At 72.7% G+C, this 19463-nt stretch carries 19 protein-coding genes, 1 tRNA gene and 1 pseudogene; 13 read left to right on the forward strand and 8 right to left on the reverse strand.

Going from position 1 to position 19463, the window contains the following annotated elements:
- Together E4P43_RS20055 and E4P43_RS18155 are read right to left on the reverse strand one after the other, a co-directional pair.
- Nucleotides 1-387, reverse strand: a pseudogene (locus E4P43_RS20055) (hypothetical protein); the annotation flags it as partial.
- On the reverse strand, nt 384-989 hold the full coding sequence (locus tag E4P43_RS18155) for an HNH endonuclease (protein ID WP_245159237.1): 606 nt from the start codon (nt 987-989) through the stop codon (nt 384-386). The pseudogene E4P43_RS20055 and the gene E4P43_RS18155, both read right to left, overlap by 4 nt.
- A gap of 143 nt (nt 990-1132) precedes the next feature.
- On the opposite strand from E4P43_RS18155, the gene E4P43_RS18160 reads away from it, so the two are divergent.
- From E4P43_RS18160 to E4P43_RS18200, 9 genes are all read left to right on the forward strand, one after another.
- Entirely contained in the window at nt 1133-3202 is a 2070-nt protein-coding gene (locus tag E4P43_RS18160) for a prolyl oligopeptidase family serine peptidase (RefSeq protein ID WP_135146926.1), read from the forward strand.
- A gap of 77 nt (nt 3203-3279) precedes the next feature.
- Nucleotides 3280-4275 (forward strand): mechanosensitive ion channel family protein, encoded by a 996-nt coding sequence (locus E4P43_RS18165; protein ID WP_135146927.1) that lies wholly within the window; start codon nt 3280-3282, stop codon nt 4273-4275.
- Nucleotides 4276-4313: 38 nt separating this feature from the next.
- Entirely contained in the window at nt 4314-5582 is a 1269-nt protein-coding gene (locus E4P43_RS18170; RefSeq protein WP_245159238.1) for an MFS transporter, read from the forward strand.
- Complete coding sequence (locus tag E4P43_RS18175; RefSeq protein ID WP_135146928.1) at nt 5579-5977, forward strand: globin; 399 nt, start codon at nt 5579-5581, stop codon at nt 5975-5977. Before E4P43_RS18170 ends, E4P43_RS18175 begins: the two co-directional genes overlap by 4 nt.
- A gap of 22 nt (nt 5978-5999) precedes the next feature.
- Complete coding sequence (locus tag E4P43_RS18180; RefSeq protein ID WP_209313955.1) at nt 6000-7580, forward strand: alpha-amylase family glycosyl hydrolase; 1581 nt, start codon at nt 6000-6002, stop codon at nt 7578-7580.
- Between the two features lie 43 nt (nt 7581-7623).
- The gene (locus E4P43_RS18185) at nt 7624-8190 is read left to right on the forward strand and encodes a biotin transporter BioY (protein ID WP_135146929.1); all 567 of its coding nucleotides are present in this window, start codon (nt 7624-7626) and stop codon (nt 8188-8190) included.
- 5 nt (nt 8191-8195) lie between these two features.
- A complete protein-coding gene (locus E4P43_RS18190) occupies nt 8196-8927 on the forward strand; it encodes an ATP-binding cassette domain-containing protein (protein WP_209313956.1) in 732 nt (243 codons plus the stop codon).
- Nucleotides 8927-9568, forward strand: a complete 642-nt coding sequence (locus E4P43_RS18195; protein WP_135146930.1) for an energy-coupling factor transporter transmembrane protein EcfT — start codon at nt 8927-8929, stop codon at nt 9566-9568. The genes E4P43_RS18190 and E4P43_RS18195 overlap by 1 nt, the downstream gene beginning before the upstream one ends.
- Nucleotides 9565-10098 carry an MOSC domain-containing protein gene (locus tag E4P43_RS18200; protein ID WP_167759237.1) on the forward strand — a complete coding sequence of 178 codons (534 nt, stop codon included), beginning with the start codon at nt 9565-9567 and terminating at the stop codon, nt 10096-10098. Before E4P43_RS18195 ends, E4P43_RS18200 begins: the two co-directional genes overlap by 4 nt.
- A 2-nt stretch (nt 10099-10100) precedes the next feature.
- On the opposite strand, the gene E4P43_RS18205 is transcribed toward E4P43_RS18200, so the two are convergent.
- Entirely contained in the window at nt 10101-10514 is a 414-nt protein-coding gene (locus tag E4P43_RS18205) for a thioesterase family protein (protein WP_135146931.1), read from the reverse strand.
- A gap of 50 nt (nt 10515-10564) precedes the next feature.
- Here E4P43_RS18205 and E4P43_RS18210 point away from each other — a divergent pair, with 50 nt between their 5' ends.
- On the forward strand, nt 10565-10996 hold the full coding sequence (locus E4P43_RS18210; RefSeq protein ID WP_135146932.1) for a protein-tyrosine phosphatase family protein: 432 nt from the start codon (nt 10565-10567) through the stop codon (nt 10994-10996).
- A 12-nt stretch (nt 10997-11008) separates the two neighbouring features.
- On the opposite strand, the gene E4P43_RS18215 is transcribed toward E4P43_RS18210, so the two are convergent.
- From E4P43_RS18215 to E4P43_RS18225, 3 genes are all read right to left on the reverse strand, one after another.
- Nucleotides 11009-11623, reverse strand: coding sequence for a maleylpyruvate isomerase family mycothiol-dependent enzyme (locus E4P43_RS18215; protein ID WP_135146933.1), 615 nt, complete (start codon nt 11621-11623; stop codon nt 11009-11011).
- Nucleotides 11624-11782: 159 nt separating this feature from the next.
- The gene (ettA, locus tag E4P43_RS18220) at nt 11783-13453 is read right to left on the reverse strand and encodes an energy-dependent translational throttle protein EttA (RefSeq protein WP_135146934.1); all 1671 of its coding nucleotides are present in this window, start codon (nt 13451-13453) and stop codon (nt 11783-11785) included.
- A 102-nt stretch (nt 13454-13555) separates the two neighbouring features.
- Nucleotides 13556-14065: a single-stranded DNA-binding protein gene (locus E4P43_RS18225; protein ID WP_167759238.1), complete on the reverse strand. Its 510-nt coding sequence runs from the start codon at nt 14063-14065 to the stop codon at nt 13556-13558.
- Nucleotides 14066-14253: 188 nt separating this feature from the next.
- Between E4P43_RS18225 and E4P43_RS18230 the strand changes: the two genes are divergently transcribed.
- Nucleotides 14254-14326 (forward strand) — tRNA-Arg (locus E4P43_RS18230).
- Between the two features lie 473 nt (nt 14327-14799).
- Here the strand turns inward: E4P43_RS18230 and E4P43_RS18240 are convergent.
- Both E4P43_RS18240 and E4P43_RS18245 read right to left on the reverse strand, forming a co-directional pair.
- On the reverse strand, nt 14800-16017 hold the full coding sequence (locus tag E4P43_RS18240) for a hypothetical protein (protein ID WP_135146936.1): 1218 nt from the start codon (nt 16015-16017) through the stop codon (nt 14800-14802).
- Between the two features lie 1011 nt (nt 16018-17028).
- On the reverse strand, nt 17029-17817 hold the full coding sequence (locus tag E4P43_RS18245; RefSeq protein ID WP_135146937.1) for a hypothetical protein: 789 nt from the start codon (nt 17815-17817) through the stop codon (nt 17029-17031).
- Nucleotides 17818-18273: 456 nt separating this feature from the next.
- On the opposite strand from E4P43_RS18245, the gene E4P43_RS18250 reads away from it, so the two are divergent.
- The gene (locus E4P43_RS18250) at nt 18274-19230 is read left to right on the forward strand and encodes a lytic transglycosylase domain-containing protein (protein ID WP_135146938.1); all 957 of its coding nucleotides are present in this window, start codon (nt 18274-18276) and stop codon (nt 19228-19230) included.
- A partial coding sequence (locus E4P43_RS18255; protein ID WP_135146939.1) for an efflux RND transporter permease subunit occupies nt 19227-19463 on the forward strand: 237 nt, incomplete at its 3' end. The genes E4P43_RS18250 and E4P43_RS18255, both read left to right, overlap by 4 nt.

Below are 19463 nucleotides of genomic sequence, written 5' to 3' on the forward strand. Positions count from 1 at the left end.
TGTGCGCGCTGCCGCCGCGGCCGCACCCGCGAGCTCCGCGGCCTCGGCGACCTCGGCGGCGCGGACGCCGTCGTCCCCGAGAACCCGGCGGGCGGCCGCGTCCACCCCGGCCGCGCGGGCGGCGACGGCCTCGGCGGGGGTGACCACCGCCCAGACCCCGGGGACACGGCGGGCGACGAACGACGGCTCGAAGTTCACGAAGGTCGCGGTCACCACGTCGGCACCCACCGGGCCCAGCGGGGCGGCGCGGAAGGCGAAGTACCCGTTCCAGAAGCCCGTCAGCCCGGCGTCGGCCGCGGCGGCCTGTGACTCGGCCGCGAAGTAGGTGAGCGCGTGGAAGGGCTCGCCCAGCGCCCACAGCCGGCGCGCGTGGTCCGCTGCCGTCACGCGCTCACGCTCTCGGGGACCCCCAGCCACTCGCGCCAGCGCGGGTCCACGGTCCGCGCCCCGAGCAGCCGCCAGGCCGCACCGGTCGGGGTGCGCGGTGGGTGCGGGAGCTTCCAGCCGAGCTCGGCGAGCGAGCGGTCGGCCTTGGTGTGGTTGCAGCGGCGGCAGGCGGCCACCACGTTGTCCCACGTGTGCGTGCCGCCCCGGCTGCGCGGCACGACGTGGTCGATGCTCGTGGCGGTGCCGCCGCAGTAGACGCAGGTCTGGGCGTCGCGGGTGAACACCGCCCGCCGCGACAGCGGCACCGACGCCGGGTAGGGCACCCGCACGTAGCGGGTCAGCCGGGCGACGACCGGGACCGGCAGGCTGACCGTCTCGGCGTGCACGACGTCGGGGGCGACGTCGACGGACTCGGCCTTGGCGGCCAGCACCAGCACGATGGCCCGCCGGCTGGAGACGACGCACAGCGGCTCGTAGGTCGCGTTGAGCAGCAGCGTGGCGGCGGTCGTGGCGGGCGCGGGCAGGGGGACGAGCGGCGGGACGGGGTCGCGACGCGGGCCTGGGTGACCCGCCGTCGACGACCCGGGCGCGGAACGCGGCACGGATCACCTCCGGACGCCCCGGACCGCCGGGTGCTGCGCGACCCGCGGGCAGGCCCATTCTGACCCGCGGAGGACCTGTCGGCGCAGTGGAATTTCCCCGCGACCCCGGATCGGTGCCGCGGGCGGCGACTAGCGTGCCCCGCATGCGCTACCCGGAGGCCCCGCGCCTGGACCTCGTCGACGACCTGCACGGCCACCGCGTCGCCGACCCCTACCGCTGGCTCGAGGACCCCGCCGACCCCCGGACGCAGGAGTGGTCGCAGGCGCAGGACGCACTCGCCGGCGAGGTGCTGGCCGCGCTCCCGCTGCGCGCCCGGTTCGCCGAGCGGCTGGAGCAGCTGGTGCACGCCGGCGCGGTGGGCATCCCCGTGTGGCGCGGCGACCGCGCCTTCTCCACCCGTCGTGACCCCGGCCAGGAGCACGCCGTGCTCCGCGTCCGCGAGGCCGACGGCACGGTGCGCACGCTGGTCGACCCCATGGAGCTGGACCCCGAGGGGACGACGACGCTCGACGCCTGGGCGCCGTCCTGGGAGGGCGACCGCCTCGCCTACCAGGTGAGCACCGGGGGCGACGAGGAGTCCAGGCTCTACGTCCTCGACGTCGCCAGCGGCGAGCTGCTCGACGGCCCCGTCGACCGGTGCCGCTACTCCCCCGTCGGCTGGCTGCCCGGCGGCGAGGAGCTGTTCTACGTCCGCCGGCTGGCGCCCGACCAGGTGCCGGCCGGCGAGGAGCAGTACCACCGCCGGGTGTGGCGCCACCGGGTCGGCGGCGACCCGGCCGAGGACGTGCTGGTGCACGGCGAGGGCCTGGACCCCACCAACTACTACGGCGTGCGCACCAGCGCCGACGGCCGCTGGCTGGTCGTCTCCGCGTCCGCCGGAACCGCGCCACGCGACGACGTCTGGCTGGCCGACCTGGCGGGGGACGGCACCCTGCGCGACCTCCAGCTGGGGGTCGACGCCCAGACCGCGGCCTGGGTCGCCCGCGACGGCCGGCTGTGGCTGATGAGCGACCGGGGCACGCCGCGCTGGCGGCTCGCCGTGGCCGACCCCGCGGACCCGGCCACGTGGGCCCCCGAGGCGTGGGCCGACGTCATCCCGCAGCAGGACGACGCCGTGCTCTCCGACGTCGCGCTCGTCGACGGTCCGGACGGCGCCCTGCAGGTCCTCGCCGTGCACGCCGTCGACGCCACCGACCGGCTCTCGGTGTGGGCCGCCGACGGCTCCGGGCGGCTGGCCGAGGTCACGCCCCCCGGGGCGGGCAGCATCGCCGGCGTCAGCGCACCGCACTCGGGCGGCACCACCGCCTGGGTCGGCTACACCGACTACGCCACGCCGCCCTCGGTGCTGCGCTGGGACTCCGGGACCCCCGAGGAGCTGGCGCCCTGGGAGCGGGCCCCGGTCGCCGGCGAGGTGCCGGACCTGACCGTGGTCGAGACGCACGCGACGTCGCAGGACGGCACCCCGGTGCACCTCTTCGTCCTCTCCGGCACCGGCACGCCGGACCGCCCCCGGCCGACGGTGCTCTACGGCTACGGCGGGTTCAACGTCTCCCTGACGCCCGGCTACTCGGCGCAGGCCCTCTCCTGGGTCGCGGCGGGGGGCGTGTGGGTGGTGGCGAACCTGCGCGGCGGCTCCGAGCACGGGGAGGAGTGGCACCGCGCCGGCATGCGCGAGCGGAAGCAGAACGTGTTCGACGACTTCGCCGCTGCCGGGGAGCACCTGGTGGCGCAGGGCTGGACGACGCACGAGCAGCTCGCGGTCATGGGCGGCTCCAACGGCGGGCTGCTCGTCGGCGCCACCCTCACCCAGCGCCCCGACCTCGCCGCCGCCGTCGTCTGCAGCGCGCCGCTGCTGGACATGGTCCGGTACGAGCTGTTCGGGCTGGGCCGCACCTGGAACGACGAGTACGGCACCGCCGACGACCCAGTCGAGCTGGGCTGGCTGCTGGGCTACTCGCCGTACCACGCGGTCCGCGAGGGCACGGCCTACCCGGCGACGCTCTTCACGACGTTCGAGTCCGACACCCGGGTCGACCCGCTGCACGGCCGCAAGCTCGCCGCCGCCCTGCAGCACGCGACGTCGTCCGAGGCGCCGGTCGTGCTGCGGCGGGAGACCTCCGTCGGGCACGGCGCGCGGGCGGTCAGCCGGACCGTGGGGCTGGCCGCCGACCAGCTCGCGTTCCTGGCGGCGCACACCGGTCTCACCCCGTGAGATTGCGGAACGCTCTCGACCGGACACGCGCCGTACCCCGCTGACGGCGCGGCGCCGACCTGCCAAGATTTGCGGTAATGACCGGATCACCCACCGTGCTCGCCGCGGACGAGGCCGGGGCCGACTGCGCCGACTACTGGCTCTGCCAGAAGGTCTACGACTGGTTCGGCCTCGACTGGCTGGCGGAGAACGCGCAGACGCTCATCGCCACCCCGGCGCGCATCCTGCTGGTCGTCGTGCTCGCGGCCCTGGCGCGGGGGCTGGCCCACCGGGCCATCCGCCGGCTGACCGACCGCACGGCCAGCGGCGCGGTGCCCACCATCCTGCGGCCGCTGCGGAACCGGTCCGGCCAGGCCGGGGACGTCGTCGAGCAGGCGACCGCCCGCCGCACCCAGCGCGCCGAGGCCATCGGCTCGGTGCTGCGCAGCTTCGCCTCCTTCGTGATCATGGGCATCGCGGTGGTCCTGGTCCTGGGCGAGCTGGGCATCAACCTGGCGCCGATCGTGGCCAGCGCCGGCGTGGTGGGCGTCGCGCTCGGCTTCGGCGCGCAGAACCTGATCAAGGACTTCATCGCCGGGATCGGGATCATCCTGGAGGACCAGTACGGCGTCGGCGACGTCGTCGACCTGGGCGAGGCCAGCGGCACCGTCGAGGCGGTGGGCCTTCGGATCACCCGGCTCCGGGACGTCAACGGCGTCGTCTGGTACGTGCGCAACGGCGAGGTCCTGCGGGTCGGCAACAAGAGCCAGGGCTTCGCCCAGGTGGTCGTCGACATGCCGGTCGCGCACGACACCGACCTCGAGCGCTGCCGCACGGTGATGCAGGAGGTCGCCGACGCGATGGTCGCCGAGGAGGAGTGGGCCGGGGTCGTCCTGGCCGAGCCGGAGTCCCTGGGCGTCGAGCAGATCACCGCGGAGGGCGTCTTCATGCGGCTGGTCGTGCGCACCACCAACGCCGACCAGTGGCGGGTCGGCCGCGAGCTGCGCATGCGGCTCAAGGAGCGGTTCGTCGCCGAGGGCATCCGCACACCCGTGCCGCTGCTGGGCAGCTCGGCCGGGACGGGGCCCCGCTGACCGCCCCGGCGCCGGAGGGCGGCACCTCCGGCGCGGACGTGCGACAGGCGACCTTCCGCGAGGTCTTCGCCGTCCGGGAGTTCCGCCCCCTCTTCGGGACCTTCCTGCTCTCGGCCGCGGGCGACGAGCTGGCCCGGGTCGCCCTCACGGTGCTGGTCTACGCCCGCACCGACTCCCCGCTGCTCGCGGCGCTGACCTTCGCCATCGGCTACCTCCCCTGGCTGCTGGGCGGGCCGCTGCTGGCGGTGCTCGCCGACCGCTTCCCGCGCCACCGCGTGCTGGTCGCCACCGACGCCGGCCGGGCGGTGGTGGTGGCGCTGATGGCGGTGCCGGGCCTCCCGCTGTGGCTGCTGCTCCTGCTGCTGTTCGTCGTCGGCCTGTGCGCGCCCCCCTTCGAGTCGGCCCGGTCGGCGCTCATGGCCGACGTGCTCGACGGCGACCGGTACGCCGTCGCCACCTCCCTCACCAGCACGACCGTCCAGCTCGCCCAGGTCGGCGGCTTCCTCGCCGGGAGCGCGCTGCTCCTGGTGTTCAGCCCGGCCACGGCGCTGCTGGTCAACGCCGCGACCTTCCTGGTGTCGGCCGTCTGGCTGCGGACCGGGCTGCAGCCGCGCCCGGCACCGGCGCGGGAGGGCACCGACGAGCCGACCACGCTGTGGCGCGACGCCGTCGACGGCCTCCGGTTCATCCGCCGCATGCCCCGGCTGCTCTCCATCATCAGCCTCACCTGGCTGGCGACCGGCTTCCTCTACGCCCCCGAGGGCATCGCCGCACCCCTGGTCGACGAGCTCGGCGAGGGCCCGACCGCGGTCGGCGTGCTGCTGGCCGCCAACCCGCTGGGGCTGACCATCGCGGGGCTGGTGATCACCCGCCTGGTGCCGCCGCGCCGGCGGGAGGCGCTGGTCGGCCCGCTCGTCCTCGGCTCGCTGGCCCCCGTGCTGGCCGCCGGCCTGGTGGCCGTGCTCGCCGGCCCCGGCCCGGCCACGTACTGGACGGTGGTGGGCCTGCTGTTCGTCTCGGGGCTGGCCAGCGCCTGGGGGATCCCGCTCAACGTCGCCTTCGTGCAGGCCGTGCCCAGCGCCTACCGCGGGCGAGCGTTCGGGGTGGCGGCGAGCGGCCTGTCCGGCGTGCAGGGCATCGGCGCGCTGCTGTCCGGCGTCGCCGCCGAGGGCGCCGGCGCCTCGGCGGTCGTGGCCGTCGCGGGGGGCCTCGGAATGATCGCGGTCGTCCCGGCGCTGATGGCCTATCGGCGGACACGCGACCAGGCGCCCGCCACGGTCGACGCCGAAGGAGCACCCGGGGCATGAGCGAGTCGAGGCGGTCCCTGCCGTCGGCGCGGACCTTCTACGACGAGGTCGGCGGCGAGCCCACCTTCCGCGCCCTCGTGCAGCGCTTCTACGCCGGCGTCCGCACCGACCCCGTGCTGCAGCCGATGTACCCCCAGGACGACTGGGAGGGCGCCGAGACCCGGCTGCGCGGCTTCCTCGAGCAGTACTGGGGCGGCCCGACGACCTACTCCGAGCAGCGTGGCCACCCGCGCCTGCGGATGCGGCACGCGCCCTTCGCCATCGGCCCCGTCGAGCGGGACGCCTGGCTGTCGCACATGCGCGCCGCCGTCGACTCGCTCGGCCTCCCGCCCGAGCAGGACGCGACGCTGTGGGGTTACCTGGAGATGGCCGCGCGGAGCATGCAGAACCGCTGACCCCACGATCCAGAGGAGCCCGGTGACCCCGAGGCCGAGCACCGCCCTGCCCGCCGACTGGTGGCGGGACGCGGTCTTCTACCAGATCTACATCCGCAGCTTCGCCGACGGGAACGGCGACGGCGTGGGCGACCTGGCCGGCATCCGGTCGCGGCTGCCCTACCTCGCCGACCTCGGCGTCGACGCGCTGTGGATCACGCCGTTCTACCCCTCGCCGATGGCCGACCACGGCTACGACGTGGCCGACCCCCGCGACGTCGAGCCGGTGTTCGGCGACCTCGCGGAGTTCGACGCGATGCTGGCCGAGGCGCACGCCCTGGGCATCCGGGTGACGGTCGACCTCGTCCCCAACCACAGCTCGCACGACCACGAGTGGTTCCAGGCCGCGCTGGAGGCCGGCCCCGGCTCGCCGGAGCGGGCGCGCTACCTGTTCCGCGACGGCCGCGGCCGCGACGGCAGCGAGCCGCCGAACAACTGGCCGTCGGTGTTCGGCGGCCCCGCCTGGACCCGCGTGCCCGACGGGCAGTGGTACCTGCACATCTTCGCGCCCGAGCAGCCGGACCTGAACTTCGCCAACCCGGAGGTCGTCGCCGACCTCGAGGAGACGATGCGCTTCTGGCTCGACCGCGGGGTCGACGGCTTCCGGATCGACGTCGCCCACGGCATGGCCAAGCCCGAGGGGCTGCCGGACATGGTGCCGATGGAGGACACCGGCCTGCTCGACGACCACGGGCCCGGTGACCACCGCTTCGACCAGGACGGCGTGCACGTGGTGCACCGCCGGATCCGCGCGGTGCTGGACCGGTACCCCGGGACGATGGCCGTGGGCGAGGTGTGGGTGTCCGACGACGACCGCCTGGCGCAGTACCTGGCGCCCGACGAGCTGCAGCTGGCCTTCAACTTCAAGCTGCTGACGGCGGAGTGGTCGGCCGAGTCGCTGCGCGACGCGGTCACGCACTCGCTGGCCGCCGTCTCCGGGACGCCGGCCCCGGCGTGCTGGGTGCTGTCCAACCACGACCGGCCGCGGCACGTGACCCGCTACGGCGGCGGCGAGCTGGGCACCCGGCGGGCCCGGGCAGCGGCGCTGCTCCAGCTGGCGCTGCCCGGCGCGGCCTACCTCTACAACGGCGACGAGCTCGGCATGCCCGACGTCGACCTGCCCGACGAGGCGCTCCAGGACCCCATCTGGTTCCGCTCGGAGGGCGCCGAGCGCGGGCGCGACGCCTGCCGCATCCCCGTCCCGTGGTCGGGGGACGAGCCCTCGTACGGCTTCTCCTCGCGCCCGGACACGTGGCTGCCCATGCCCGAGGGCTGGGGGCCGCTCACCGCCGAGGCCCAGCAGGCGGACGACGACTCGATGCTGTCGCTGTACCGGAAGGCGCTCGCGCTCCGGAGCTCGTCCAGCGCGCTGAGCGGGGACGACGTGCAGTGGCTACAGGCACCCGACGGTTGCGTCGCCTTCCGCCGCCCCGGTGGCCTGGCGTGCCTGGTGAACCTGTCCGGCGCCCCGGTCCCCGTGCCCGAGGGCGAGGTGCTGCTCAGCAGCGCGCCGCTGGACGGCGGGCTGGTGCCGGACGACACGGCGGTCTGGCTCCAGGGGTGACCGCGCGGCGGGGTCGCGGAACCGCTCCGGTACCTTCCGCCGCGTGAAGTCCCGGGATCTCGCCTACGTCGCCCTGTTCGCCGCCATCGTGGCGGTGCTCGGACTGCTGCCGCCCGTGCCCGTACCCGGCCTGCCGGTCCCGATCACGGCGCAGACCCTCGGCGTGATGCTCGCCGGCTCCGTGCTCGGCGCCAAGCGCGGCGGGCTGGCGCTGCTGGTCTTCCTGGCGCTGGTGGCCGCGGGCGCCCCGCTGCTGTCCGGCGGGCGCGGCGGCCTGAGCGTGTTCGCCGGGCCGACCGCCGGCTACCTCTACAGCTGGCCGATCGCCGCCTTCGTCATCGGGCTGCTCACCCAGCTGTTCTGGAAGCGGTTCAACCTGGCCTGGGCCCTCGTGGCGAACATGATCGGCGGGATCGTCGTCATCTACGCGATCGGCGTCCCCTTCACGGCGCTCTACGGCGACGTCTCCCTCTGGGCCTCCCTCACCGGCTCGTTCACCTTCATCCCGGGCGACCTGGTGAAGGCCGTCGCCGCGTCGGTCGTGGCGGTCGCCGTGCGCCGCGCGTACCCGGTGATCGAGCTGCCGACGCGGCACGCCACCGCGGGCTGACCCGGGTGCGCTGGGGACGGCGTCCCGCGGAGGACGCCGACGACGCCGTCGCCACCGAGGTCGGCGTCGAGCTGCGGGACGTCGGGCACGCCTACGGCGAGCGCGTGGTCCTGGACGGCGTGTCGCTGACCCTGGCCGAGCGCCGGGTCGGCGTGATCGGCGGCAACGGCTCGGGCAAGAGCACGTTCGCGCGGCTGCTCAACGGGCTGGTCGTGCCGACCTCGGGGACGGTCCTCGTCGACGGCCTCGACACCCGCACCCAGGTGCGGGCGGTGCGGCGCCGGGTGGGCTTCGTCTTCCAGGACCCCGACGCGCAGATCGTGCACCCCACGGTGGCCGAGGACCTCGCCTTCGGGCCGCACAACCAGGGCCTGCCCGACGACGAGGTGGCGCGCCGGGTCGAGGAGATGCTGGAGCGCTACGGGCTGGCCGGGCACCGCGACCACCCCGCGCACCTGCTCTCGGGCGGGCAGAAGCAGCTGCTGGCGATCGCCGGGGTGCTCGCGATGCGACCGCGGCGGATCGTGTTCGACGAGCCGACGACGCTGCTCGACCTGGCCAACACCCGCCGGGTGGCCCGCGTGATCGACGAGCTCGAGCAGGACGTCGTCGTCGTCACCCACCACCTCGAGCTGCTCGGCGGCTTCGACCGGGTGCTGGTCGTGGAGGGCGGCCGGGTGGTCGCCGACGGCGCGCCGGGCGAGACCGTGCCCTGGTACGTGGCGAGGATGGGCTGATGCTGTCGCTGTACGTCCCGGGCGGAAGCGTCGTCCACCGGGCGCGGGCCGGGCTGAAGCTCGCGCTGCTGGCGGCGCTGGGCGTCGGCCTCTTCCTCGTGGAGTCGCCGGCGGTGATGGCCGGCGCGGTGGCGCTGGCGACCGCCGTGGGGCTCGGCGTCGCCCGGCTGCCGTGGCGCGCGCTCGCGGTCCAGGTGCGGCCGGTGTGGGTCTGGCTGGCCGTGCTGTTCGTCTTCCACCTGCTGGTCACCGACCTGCGCACCGGCAGCGTCGCCGTCCTCCGGCTGGTGGCGCTGCTGGTCGCCGCCGCCGTCGTGACGGCCACGACGCGGGTGACGGCGCTGGTGGCCGTGATCGAGTGGCTGGCCTCGCCGCTGCGCGTGCTCGGCGTCCGCCCGGCGCGGATCGGGCTGGTGCTGGCGATGACGCTGCGCTTCATCCCGCTGGTCGCCGAGCGGGCGGCCCGCATCCGGGAGGCGCAGGCGGCCCGGGGCGCCGTGCGGCTGCGGGCGGGCATGGCGGTGCCGCTGCTGATCCAGGTGCTGCGGATGGCGGCGACCGTCGGCGAGGCGCTGGACGCCCGGGGGGCCGACGACGCCCCGGCCCGGCGTCCCCGGCGGCGGACGGCGGTGGCCTCGTGACCGGCACCGTGCGCGAGATCTGGCTGGCCGGCTCCGCGGCCGCGCCGATGCGCCGGGTGCCCGGCGGCCGGCTGGTCGCCGGCGTCGGGCTGGAGGGCGACCGCTACGCGCTGGGTGGCGGCACGTGGGCGCAGTACCCGGACCTGGAGAAGCAGCTGACCCTCATCGACCGGGACGGCGTGGCCGCCGTCGCCGCGGAGGTGGGCGCGGACCTCTCCCCCGGCGACACCCGGCGGAACCTGGTGACCACCGGCATCGACCTGCCCTCGCTGGTGGGCCGGTGGTTCGCGGTGGGCGACGCGCTGCTGTTCGGCATGAAGCGCTGCCCGCCGTGCACGCACCTGGAGCGGCTGACCGGCCTCAAGCTGGTCAAGGCGATGGTGCACCGCGGCGGGATCAACGCGGCCGTGTACGGCGGCGGGCTGGTCACCGAGGGTGCCGTCGTGCGGCCGGTGCCGGACGAGGAGGCGGCCCTGCGCGGCGCCCCCACCGGCGCCGACCGCCCGGTGCCGCGGATCGTCGGCGGCTGAGCTCAGCCGGCCGGCTCGTCGGCCCAGCGGGCGAGGAACTCCTTCTCCTCGGCGGTGAGCCGGCGCGGCCGCTCGAGCGCGAAGTCGAAGGGCACGAGCAGCGTGCTGCCGGTGACCGCGAGCGTCCCGTGGTCGAACAGCTCGTAGTGGCAGGTGAAGGCGGCCGCCCGGACGCCGGACACCCAGAGCTGCACCTCCAGCGGCTCGCGGTCGTAGACCACCGACCGCTTGTAGGCGATCTCGTGCGAGGCGACGACGAGGCCGCGGCGCAGCCCGGTGCGCTCGTCGTGCGTCGGCTGCTCGAAGAACAGGTTGACCCGGGCCATCTCGAAGTAGCCGAGGAAGGCGACGTTGTTGATGTGCTGGTAGGCGTCCATGTCCGACCAGCGCATCGGGACCTGCACCGTGTGCCTCACGAGCTGAACCTTGCCCTATCGGTGCGGGATCGCGACCTAGCCTCGGGCTGGTGAGCGAGCCGTGGGACACCGCAGCACCGGGCGTGCTGGCCCTGCCGTCGGGTCGGCTGGTGCGTGGCCGCGGGCTGCGCGACCCGCTCGGTCCCGGCCCGCTCCCCCGGATCGGCGTCTACCTGGCCCGCCGCCCGGGGGCGCCGGTGGCGTGGGAGAGCCGCTGGGTCCGGTGGCCGGACTTCCGGCTGCCGCGCGACCCGGCGGAGCTGCGGACGGCGCTGGTGGAGGCGTGGGAGCGGTCCGCCGCCGAGCGCGTGGAGGTCGCCTGCGGCGGTGGCACCGGGCGGACGGGGACCGCGCTGGCCTGCCTGGCCGTGCTGGACGGGGTGCCCCCGGAGGAGGCCGTCGCCTTCGTCCGGTCGCGCTACCGCCGTCGGGCGGTCGAGACGCCTGGCCAGCGCCGGTTCGTCACCGGCTTCGCCGGGTGAGGGACCTCCGGGTCAGGCGCCGGCCCGGCGGGCGACCCGCGTACGGCCCGGACCGGACAGCTCGTCGAGGGCGTCCCGCCGTCCCGCGACCGTCATGAGGATGGCCTCGCCCGTGCCCCGGACCTCGGGCCCCCGGCCGAACGACCAGTCCATGTCCGTGGCGACCAGGCGGACGTCGCGCACGCGCAGCACGCCGAGCAACGTCGGGGCGAAGAGGGCGGTGCGCAGGGCCGGGACCAGCCGCTCGGCGGGGATGTCCCTGGCCAGGCCGAGGGGACGCCGGATGTCCTGCTGGTGGATCATGCCGTCGGTCAGGCCGATGGCACCGCCCATCCCGGCGGTCAGCCCGGTCGGGACGAGGTGGGTCTCCAGCAGCTCGACCAGCTCGTCGGGAGTGCGGGACGCGCACTCCCGGAGCCGCAGCGCGTTCACCCGGTCGACCAGGAACAGGCCGCGGGCGAACCGCTGCGCCAGCTGCCCCCAGCCCAGCTCCTCGTAGCCGAGCATGTGGGCCACGACGTCCTTGACCGACCAGCCCGCGCACAGGGACGGCGCCCTCCACTGCTCAGGGCTGAGCCCGACCAGCAGGTCATGCAGGTCCTCGCGCTCGGCCCGTGCCAAGGCCATCAGGGACATGCTCGCTCCGCGGATCGCGGCCGCGCGGCTGCGCGACGGGAGGACCGCGACGCTAGAGGACGGCGGCGGCACAGCACACCCGGATGCGCGTCGGGCCGGTCTCCCCCGAGGGGGAGACCGGCCCGGCACGGGTCTCGGTGGCCGCAGGCGTCAGTCGCGGGACAGCTTGCGGTAGGTCGCGCGGTGCGGGCGCGCGGCATCGGCGCCGAGCCGCTCGACCTTGTTCTTCTCGTAGTCGGCGAAGTTGCCCTCGAACCAGAACCACTTCGAATCGCCCTCGTAGGCGAGGATGTGGGTGGCCACGCGGTCGAGGAACCACCGGTCGTGGCTGACCACGACGGCGCAGCCGGGGAACTCCAGCAGCGCGTTCTCGAGGCTGGTCAGCGTCTCGGTGTCCAGGTCGTTGGTCGGCTCGTCGAGGAGCAGCAGGTTGCCGCCCTGCTTGAGCGTCAGCGCCAGGTTCAGCCGGTTGCGCTCACCGCCGGAGAGGACGCCGGCCGGCTTCTGCTGGTCCGGGCCCTTGAAGCCGAAGGCGGCCACGTAGGCCCGCGAGGGCATCTCGACGTTGCCGACCTTGATGTGGTCCAGACCGTCGGAGACGACGTCCCACAGCGTCTTCTTGGGGTCGATGCCGCTGCGGCTCTGCTCCACGTAGGAGAGCTTCACCGTCTCGCCCACCTTGATCTCGCCGGCGTCGGCCTTCTCCTCGCCGACCAGCATCTTGAACAGCGTCGTCTTGCCCACGCCGTTGGGGCCGACGACGCCGACGATGCCGTTGCGCGGCAGGGTGAAGGACAGGTCGTCGATCAGCACCCGGTCACCGAAGGACTTGGTGAGGTTCCTGGTCTCGACGACCACGCTGCCCAGGCGCGGGCCCGGCGGGATCTGGATCTCCTCGAAGTCCAGCTTGCGGAACTTCTCGGCCTCCGCGGCCATCTCCTCGTAGCGGGCCAGCCGGGCCTTGCTCTTGGCCTGGCGGGCCTTGGCGCCGGAGCGGACCCACTCCAGCTCCTCCTTGAGGCGCTTCTGCCGCTTGGCGTCCTTGGCGCCCTCGACCGAGAGGCGGGCGGCCTTGGTCTCGAGGTAGGTGGAGTAGTTGCCCTCGTAGGGGTAGGCCCGGCCGCGGTCGAGCTCGAGGATCCACTGCGCCACGTTGTCCAGGAAGTACCGGTCGTGGGTGACGGCGACGACGGTGCCGGCGTACTTCTCCAGGTGCTGCTCCAGCCACGCGACGCTCTCGGCGTCGAGGTGGTTGGTGGGCTCGTCGAGCAGCAGCAGGTCCGGCGCTTCGAGCAGCAGCTTGCACAGCGCGACGCGGCGGCGCTCACCACCGGAGAGGACGGTGACGTCGGCGTCGCCGGGCGGGCAGCGCAGCGCGTCCATGGCCTGCTCGATGCGGGCGTCGAGCTCCCAGCCGTCCTGGTTCTCGATGACCTCCATGAGCTCGCCCTGCTCGGCGAGGAGGGAGTCGAAGTCGGCGTCGGGCTCGCCCATCGCCGCGCTGACCTCCTCGAAGCGGCGCAGCGCGTCGCGGAGCGGCTTGACCGCCTCCTCGACGTTGCCCCGGACGTCGAGCTCCTCGTTCAGCGGCGGCTCCTGCAGCAGGATGCCGACGGTCGCCTCCGGCGCCAGGTTCGCCTCACCGTTGGAGGGCTGCTGCATGCCGGCCATGATCTGGAGCACCGTCGACTTGCCGGCGCCGTTCGGGCCGACGACACCGATCTTCGCGCCGGGCAGGAACGACAGGGTGACGTTGTCGAGGATCACCTTGTCGCCGTGCGCCTTGCGCGCACGGACCATCGTGTAGATGTACTGGGCCACTGGGCTTCGGAGCCTTCCGTCGTCTCGCGAGCGGGGGCGGGGCCGCCGGATCGCGACCCCACCCCGTGCGTTCTCGGCTGCGATCCTCCCAGCTCCCGGCAACTACGCGTGCACGGGTTCGGCCGGGAGGCCGCCGGTCACCTCGTTGAACGCCTGCTCGGCCTCCTCGTAGTCCCGGCCGCCGAGGAAGCCGTCCCCGGTCACCGCCGGGACCTCGGACGTGTCGGTGGCCCCGTCCGCGACGGCGGGAGCGGTGCGCGGCGTCCGCCGGAACTCGGCCACGCCCCGGGCCAGGTTGGGGGCCACCGCCTCGGCCTTGACCTGCGGGCGGCTGCGGCGCCCCTGCTCGGACTCCCACTCGTGCGTGCGGATGTTGCCCACGACGACGACGGGGTCGCCCTTGCTGATGCTGTGCGAGACGTTGCCGCCCAGCTCGCCCCAGCACTCGACGTCGACGAAGAAGGAGTGGCCGTCGACCCAGTCCTGGGTGGCGCTGTCGAAGCGGCGCTCGGTGGCGGCCATGCGGAAGTTCGTGACGCTCCCGTTCTGCGTGCGGTTGCGGGTGGGGGCGTTGACGACGTTGCCGATGACGGTGATCTCGGTGGCGCTCACGGTGCTCCTCGGGATGTGCGGCGCCGGACGGCGCTCCCGGCCGGGTGCCGGTGTGCCGTCGACCCTCGCCGTCCCGGTCGCCGAGGAGCAGGGCTCTCGCCGAACTGTGGACGGCCCTGCCCCTTGTGGACGACCGCGAGGCCGGGCGCCCTCACCGCGTCCCCGGGCGATGCGATGATCGAGCGCGAGCGCCCGTAGCTCAGCGGATAGAGCAGGTGCCTTCTAAGCACTTGGTCGCAGGTTCGATCCCTGCCGGGCGCGCTTTCGCCTAATTGACCCCCGCTGTTGCAACGGAGCACGGTACGTCTCGCTGTGCGTTACCGGTTCAGTCACCCGTTGAAGCCACTGGGCGACCGACTGACGGTCTCCCATGAGGTCTCGGCCGAGGTAGACACGAGCGGTCATCGCCAGATCCGCATGACCGAGCTGGTCGGCGATCGTCACCAGCGGCACTCCGGCCGCGTGCAGCAACGCCACCACCGTCCGGCGCAGCGTGTGCGGCGTCGCCCAGGGGTAGCCCAACCCTCGGAAGTAGCAGCGAGCTGGCCACCGTTCAGCGCTCCGGGAGGACGCCGCCCATTTCCACTTGCCGTTCTCGTCTCGGCGCTGCGGGGTTACGTCGATCTCGCCGCGCTCAACTAGCCCCAGAGCCTTCCGTCCCATGAAGACAACGTTTCACCGGTAACGAGTAGTGAGGTAACAAGGATTGGATGCGGCCTGCCACCGGCTCTTAGTCAGATCGGGCAGCCGTCGAAAACTCTTCGCCAAGCCGCACCGTCCGTGCCCGCAACGCGCACGTCCCCCGCGCCGCTCTCACTGACCCAACGCATCGAGATGGTCGCTGAGCCCGACTCGGCAGTCACGGTCGCCGAGACGACACCGATGGCCGCCGCCTCAAAGCTCACGCTTTCGATCGAGAAGCCGCTGATCGGGTTCGACCCAAACAACTCCCGCATCCTGCGCGGTGCCGTTTTCCCAAGCCTTTTCCGGGACGCAGCCTGCAGACTCTCGGCGAGCCGCCCATAGTTTTTCACCTGCCAGCTCTCAAAGAACTGGGTCACGGCCAGCACGAGGGCATCAGAGGACCAAGACGCAGACTTCGGAGTCAGCGTCCGAGGACTGAAGTCGGCCAGAGCACGCTTCTGTTGGCCCGTGTCAGCGAGCTTGGTGAACAGCTGGCGGACCGTAGGCTGCGTCATCTCCGGCTCAGCCTGCTTCTTCTTGTCGGCCGCCCAGTCGAGCACGGCGAAGAAGTAGTTCCAGGCCTTCGTTGCAACCACGTCGTTGTCGAAGTCGACCACCGACCCGTGCATGATGCCGTTGCGGTACACCTCAGTGACAGGCCCGGTGATGGGTGCACGGATCGTCTTGAAGATCACGGGCATGACGTGCGTCAAGCCCATGTGGTGGCCGGTCACGCTGTCCCAGGACTTCATGTCCTCGGGATCCTGCGCGTGCAGGCCTCGTCGTTGACTCTTGTCGACGTTGTTGACGTAGCCGTCCATGACCGCCAGCAGGAGCATCGTCGTGGAGTAGTACCGCCCGGCGAGGTAGTCGTCCACTGCCCGCTGGATCATGTGTCCCCAGGGCGAGAGGTCAGGGGAACGCGCTACGCGCTTAGCCCAGAAGGGCAGCCAGTCCTCGTCCTTGTGTAGTTGGATGAACAACCGCTCGGCTTCTTCGGGGCTTGCGTCCGCCAAGAGGAGGCCCACCTTTTCCGGCGACAACCGGTCATGGAAGACCCAGTTTCGGGGACCCAGGATCGTGTAGAAGTTGTCCACGGTCTCACCGATGAACCGGTAGCCGCGCTCCACCTCCGCGAACTTCTCCCGAACCTCGCGCCCAGCTAGCAGACCAAGAAGGCGGGCGGCTTTCAAGTCCTGCATCATCTTCTTGAAAGAGGGCAGGTCGAAGGCGGACTTGTAGGGCTCCTCAGGAACACTGCGGGGCATGGCAGAAGACTACCCGAGGGTGGGGATACGACCCCTCGCCGCTTGACGTGTGACCGCCTAGTGATAGCAGTCAAGGATCCGCCACAGTTAGAAAGGCCATGAACCTTTACCGTTCGAGGTGAACACTCGGCCTACCTGCAGTGAGTCATAACAACTTCTCGGCCGAAAGACGTGCTTCGTCCACTTTCCCTTCGAGCATCAAGCGCAGCTCCGAGGCAAAGCGCAGGACTGACTCGTACGCCGTCGGGACGACCACCTGAGCAACATGAACGATCCCCAGCGAGTTGTAGTCACTTGGCGTGGACACGTGAGCAGTGACTCCCAGTTGCCCGAGGCGCCCTAATGGGCGGACCGCTAAGGAGACGCGCTTCTCGTCCAGGTGGCCGTGCCTACTCTGCGACCAGTAGCCACCGGCGATGTGTAGGGAACCATCGTCGGGGAGCGGGAAGCCGGCGAGCCGATCCGTGAACGTCAAGAGTTCGTGTTCGTGGAACGAGGCCGCCGACGACCCGGAGAAGCCGGCGAATTACTGCTCCACGTCCGTCAGGCGGTAGCCGACGCGACGGGAGCTGAACTGGACGTTGGGAACGCCCCGCCCCTGGCTGCGCAGGTAGGCGAGATGGCCGACCGACGTGTTGTGGCGGACCGCCAGCTCACGAGGAGTCAGGAAGACAGGAGCACGATCGACAGCAGTCGACCGGGGGGACGCTCAGGCACGGTGGAACCTCCGACGAACGGAGGGGTCCTCGACTACGGCATACGGACGTGCTCCGCGAGAGACTCCAGCTGATTGGGACTCCCGGGGCGCTACGCCCCGCTGTCCGCGTGGGCTTCGTAGTCGTCGGGGGTACTGCTGCCTTCAGGACGTTCCTCCGCCATGAGTGCAACCTCGCGCCTTTGCGGGCGACTAATAGCCTAATCCAAACGAAATTACACGCACGTAGTTTCAGGCAGCACCGTGATCTGCCTTACCAAGACGGCGCGTCGGCACCAACTGCTCACCCGCCCCACTCAGCTTGGTGCGCGGAAGATACTGAGCGCCTCCCGCTGCATCTCCGAACGAGAGAGCCACATCTCCTCCAGCCAGAGAAACTCGGCCGTGTCGTCGAAGGCCGCGCCCAGTCCACGGAGTCTGTCGAAGACGGGCGGCGCGCCGAGCGGGCCGACAGGAGCTGAACCGGCGACCGGCGAGGGCTCCTGCTCTATGTGCCGATGCACGACCTGAGCGGTCAGGTACTGGCCCGCCTTGTTCTTGATCGGCCCCAAGTTGGCGTTGTCTCTGCGGGACTGCTCCTCGTTCGGCCAGTACGGCTCGTCGCGACACACGAACACATCGACGTCGGCCGCGTGACCACGCGCGGGGGTCGGGATGAGGCCACCGAACTCTCTGGCGCGTGGCCCGCGAGGCGGCGGCTGTGCCGACACCGCCTGCGCATCGAACAGGTCCCAAGGGAAGCGCAGTCGGACTACGAGGTCGACGCCGGGAAGCACTTCATGCCCACCGAACCACCGACGTTGCGGCCAGTTGACCAACTTCGTCAGCGCGCCAGCGTCCTGTTGCGTGCTTCCTGCCGACTCGTCGAGCTCGATCTTGTACCCGCCCGTGAGCCCGCGAGCGGAATCCGGTCCGTGCAGGCTGACCTTGATCTCCTGCAGTGCTGCGGGAAGGGGCTTGATGTAGAACGACGTTCCGCCCGACCCGATCCGCCAGGTATAGCTGAACTTCCCGAGCCGACGGCTACCGACCAGAAACTTGATGACCCTCGTGTCGTCGTCGCCAGCCTCAGCAGTTGCGCCCACGACCCCGACTCAACCGCAGTTGGGCGACGAGCGCTATCGCGCACGCTCGCCACGTCCGCTGGTTACCGATGAAGTTACCCCTCAGGCCGGTAACGTCGTCTGGCGCTACGTGATCCAGAGTGACACGACTCCGACGGCTAAGGGGAGATCGGAGCAGGTCGGCGCCGTAGAACGTGAGACGTCGTTACGACGCATGATCGGTCGGACTGCTAAGCACTTGGTCGCAGGTTCGATCCCTGCCGGGCGCGCCACGGACGGCCGGGCGGATCGGTTCCGCCACGGAGATTGAGTAACGCGCGTCACGGGTAACGAGCCGCAACCGGTCGGGGGACGGGGCCAGGTCAAACCAGCGGTCGTTCGGAGCAACGGGTGCGCAGGTCCACGGACACAGGTGTTCAGCAGGCACGAGGCCGCCGTCGGCGCGGGTCCGCGTCGCCGCAGGCGAGACGGCGCGGGGTGCTCGCAGCGGCCCTGCTCGTCGGGCTCGGCGGCGTCGTCGCCGGGGTCGCCCAGCCGGCGGAGCCGGACCTGGCCGAGCAGGCCGCCGGCTCCAGCGGTGGGGTGAAGGCCGACGAGGTCCCCGTGTGGGGCATCCCCGCGCTCTCCCTGGGCGCGCCTCCCGGCGCCCGCACCCTCGGCGAGGCCCCGACGCGGACGGGCGACCAGCAGCCGCCCTCCCCGGAGGCGGTCAGCGGGCTGGCCGCCAACGGCATCCCGACCGTCGCGCTGAACGCCTACCGCGTGGCCGCCGCCCGGATGGCCGACGCGAAGCCGCAGTGCGGCATCGACTGGTCGCTGCTGGCCGGCATCGGCCGGGTCGAGTCCAACCACGGCCGCTTCGGCGGCGCGGTGCTCAACGCCGACGGGACGTCGACCCCGGAGATCCGCGGCCCGGCGCTCGACGGCGGCAAGTTCGCCTACATCGCCGACTCCGACGACGGCCGCTTCGACCGCGACCGCACCTACGACCGCGCCGTCGGGTCGATGCAGTTCATCCCGACCACCTGGCGCTCCTACGCGATCGACGCGGACGGGAACGGCACCACCGACCCCTTCGACATCGACGACGCCGCGCTGGCCGCCGCCCACTACCTCTGCGTCGCGGGCGGCAACCTGCGCACCGACGTCGGCCAGCGCAAGGCCGTCCTGGCGTACAACCACTCCGACGAGTACGTCGCCCAGGTCATCGCCCTCGCCCGCGCCTACGCGGCGGGGATCCCGGTCGACAGCCTGCCGCTGAACGGCATCACCAGCGGCTCGGTCCCGCCGCCGACCGGCTTCTACCGGGCGCCCGCCGCCCCCGGCCCGGCCATCGGGGTGGACGACACGACGCCCGCCTCCGGCGACACCGTGGGCCAGGGCCCGCCGCCGCCACCGCCCCCGCCGCCGCCGGGGTGTCGCCCGCGGCGGTGACCACCGTGCTGCAGGACAACGGCGTGGTGCTGCCGGCCGACTCGCTGACGGTGGGGGAGCAGACGCTGCCCGTCCAGGCCGGGACGCGGCTCACCTCGGTCGAGGACCTCCGGGCCGTCCCACTCACCGGTGCCCGGGGCACGGTGACGACGCTGGGCGAGGTGGCCCGGGTCGAGCTCGCCGCCGCCCCGCCGACCTCCTTCTCACGGGTCGACGGCGAGCCGGCGCTGGCC

The sequence above is a fragment of the Blastococcus sp. TF02A-35 genome (genome assembly GCF_004571075.1).
Classification (GTDB): domain Bacteria; phylum Actinomycetota; class Actinomycetes; order Mycobacteriales; family Geodermatophilaceae; genus Blastococcus.